This window comes from Legionella fairfieldensis ATCC 49588 (assembly GCF_000621525.1).
GTDB classification, from domain to species: domain Bacteria; phylum Pseudomonadota; class Gammaproteobacteria; order Legionellales; family Legionellaceae; genus Tatlockia; species Tatlockia fairfieldensis.
Window position 1 is genome coordinate 1 of the sequence record NZ_KK211303.1, and the last position, 3,238, is coordinate 3,238.

Below are 3,238 nucleotides of genomic sequence, written 5' to 3' on the forward strand. Positions count from 1 at the left end.
CCACGCAACAACGCCTAAGCCAGCACTTAGGCCCAGGCAGTGCGGCCGTCCTTCAGTCCGAAGCCAGCGCACTCGCCTCAGGCGGCCTGCAAGCCGCAGCCCAACATCAGCGCTTTGATGCCGCGCAAGTGTTAAGCGATAATCTCGGGCAGGCTATTGGTGAGGGGGTCGTGCAGGGGAGTGCCCAATCTGCCCAGTCTGCTGAAGCTGCCCCTCTGGATGAAGCAGACTACTGTCCCATTCAGAAGGAAGAAGACGGCACCTATTCGCTGGCCTCAGAACATGTGTACCAGCGTTTGGTGAATCGGCGGGCGAGAGTGTTAGCGGGAATTCAGGCATCGTCTGAAATCTTTTCATTGAATGGACAGGAGGCAACAAGCGCTGAGAATAAATCCGCAGTTTTAAACACGGTAGAAGAACTCGACAGCCTGATACCGCCAACCTCCATGGTGAATGATTTTTCCAAACTGGGTTATGAAGGGTATCAGAAATACAAGGTTAATACGATTTTAAATCGTGCGGGCGGATTACAAAAAAATAATGTGAAACGAGTAACGCTGGCAAAAGATTTACAAGCGATGCAGGGTTTATTTAAATCGTCCTCTTCCCAATCGTATCAACTCATTGATAAAGCACTGAACTCAAGGACTTATAAGCTTTTTAATATTGCCAATAAAACGTTAGGCGTAGGTTACGTGGGAGCCGAGGCGTATATAGCCTATGAGGCCAATGCATCACAAGGAAAAAATGCGCAATTGCGGGAGGCTACTTCGGTAGGAGTAGGAACTGCTGTGGCTTGGAGTGGGACGGGGACGGCTGCTCATATAACGGGAAGAATAGCGGGAAGCATAGGACTTTCTCTAGGGGGGCCAATTGGGGGGATTATTGGGTACAATGCAGGAGCTGTGGCTGGGTATTTTGGATACAATTATCATGTCAGTGATTACGTTAAAGGAGCAGTGGCTTCTAGTACAAGGTATGTATGGAATAAAACCCATTTAGTGGCAAAAAATTTATGGAATTTACCTGCTGAAGAACGAAATATATTGTTGTATGTACCAGGGGAAATTTTTCTTTGAGAAAAGATTAATTAGTTATTATTTGGAGTTGTTATGGTTGAACCATCAATTTTTTTTGAGAAAATAGCACCAAATCAGTATTTATACAGAAATAATCGATTACGCTCTTCAAGGGCGTATTTAATTACTTATAAAGAAAAAAGAGCCATTGAAAATCTTTTTAAGGGTTATATGGGCTTATCAATAGGCTTGACCAGCAGTTGTAGTGCCACCATGTATTTTCGTCCAAAAATAGGGGGAACTCTGTTTATAATTTCTTCACTATTAATTATTTTAAAATTTAAAATGGATATGAAAAAAATTATTGGCAACCGGAAGAAAATCCCTTGCCATAAAGAACCTTTTTTTTCAATTTTTGAGAGAGAGGCTCAGACTGTCTCTTGGCGAGATATTTTAGAGCTAACATTGGGGATGATATTTGTTTTCTGTCTCTCAATTATTCTTTTTAATGATGCAATGACTAATAATAAAAAAAGCTTGCTTATATTGGCTGTTTTAGCCTTGCTAGCCAGTTTATTTAGTAGTTACATGATCTTCCTTCTTATTCGCCATAAGCCAAAGAAGGATCAAAATACATAGGTTAATAGTGTGTGCTTCAATGGAGAAGACCAATCCGCGCAGCGACAACGCTGCTTATATGAATTACCTTGCCCAGCAGTTGGCCGGAGAAGGGGGGTACGGGGAGTTGTCGCAGGCGTCGGCCCCTTTGCTGGAACCAGCCTCTTTGCCCGAACCGACAACCGGTTCTCCAACAATAAAGGCGATGGCCTCCCTCGCACTGGACTTTGTGCCGGTAGCCGGTCAGTTAAAAGCGATGGATGAACTATGGACAGGTCGTGACCGTCTCTTGAATGTGGAGGTTAACCGCGGCCTGTCAGCGTTAGCACTTATCCCCGGTGGCAAGCTTGCGGCTAAAACGGTGCAGTGGTTAGGAAAAACCAGACCGGTCATGGCGGCCATGCAGTTGACCCGGGATAGTAAAGTGATTGAAAGTGCCGCCAGTTATTCGAAGCAAACGGTTCATTTTCTCTCGGAGTATAAAGGAGTTATTGCCAAACATACGTTAAACGCCGCTGTCGGAGGAACGTCCTCGTTTCTCTCGGCACTGTCTACCGCGGATGCGCATCCTTGGCGTAGTGCGGTGATTGGGGGAGTAACCGGATTTTCTTTCGGATTTATAACTCCTTTATCACGAAATTCCACAATGATTATTGGAGCTGGTTCTGGAGCATTTTCAAATGGTTTAAACCAAGTTATAGATCATTTTAGTGAGAAGAAGGTTCCTTACAGTGCTTCTAAGTTGATTATTGGAGCATACACAGGGGCTTTAACTGCTGGTCTTACTTATGGAATGCCTATATTTTCAGCAGCAATTATTGGTTTTGGTCCATCAACTGTAATGAATAAATTGGGGGATGTTTTTTATGATAAATGGTATAATAAATAACAGTTCATACGAAGATATAACTCATGGTGGTTATGGTTTTTTTATTTGTTTTATTCCGCCAATATTCATCTTTTTTTTCTGTTTTGAAATAATGAATTTCATTATATTGTTTAATTCGACTCCTTCTTTTTCAGAAGATTATTTTATGATGTGGATTATTTTAATCATGATAACAAGTGTTCTGATTTTGTTTGGGTCGGGCATTATATATTGTTTTCAAACAATACAATTTATTAAATTTACAGAAAAAGTTACTGTAATTCGTTTGTATTTCTTTCGAAAAGTCGTTTTTTATCCGGAAGAATTAATAGCAATCAGCGATTTTAAAATAAATAAATTAATGTCAAGATTAAAAACTTTTCCTGTAGATGGTACAGGTTTTTTTATCCATTTAAAGAATGGAAAACGATATCGGGTGAGTCCTCATATGGCGAGATTTGAGGAGCTGAAAGCGGTATTAACCGAGATTGCGGCAAGGAATAAAGAGTGACTGAAGGGGTATGAGAAGAGGGTAGTGCACTATCCCCGCTGCTGGCCGGTTTATCGACCGCCGCCTCAGCCGGTCTGTTACGCACGTTAGGCACCAGTGCGCTGGCCGGTCAGGCGAGCGAAGCACTGGATAAGGTCTCTCCCCGCTCGTTTAGCCTCACCAGTGCGGCGCAGATGATGGCGCAGGATGGTTTGAGTCAGGGGCTGGCGCTCGCCATGACTC

At 43.0% G+C, this 3,238-nt stretch carries 4 protein-coding genes; all 4 read left to right on the top strand.

Annotation, left to right across the window (positions count from 1 at the left end):
- On the top strand, positions 1-1,079 hold a 1,079-nt coding region (locus T345_RS15275; protein ID WP_035919120.1), incomplete at its 5' end, for a hypothetical protein.
- 33 nt (positions 1,080-1,112) lie between these two features.
- Positions 1,113-1,658 carry a hypothetical protein gene (locus tag T345_RS0113090; protein ID WP_028389693.1) on the top strand — a complete coding sequence of 182 codons (546 nt, stop codon included), beginning with the start codon at positions 1,113-1,115 and terminating at the stop codon, positions 1,656-1,658.
- Positions 1,659-1,677: 19 nt separating this feature from the next.
- Positions 1,678-2,526, top strand: coding sequence for a hypothetical protein (locus T345_RS0113095; RefSeq protein WP_028389694.1), 849 nt, complete (start codon positions 1,678-1,680; stop codon positions 2,524-2,526).
- Positions 2,504-3,016, top strand: a complete 513-nt coding sequence (locus tag T345_RS0113100; RefSeq protein WP_131777845.1) for a hypothetical protein — start codon at positions 2,504-2,506, stop codon at positions 3,014-3,016. The genes T345_RS0113095 and T345_RS0113100 overlap by 23 nt, the downstream gene beginning before the upstream one ends.
- Positions 3,017-3,238 lie beyond the last annotated feature (222 nt).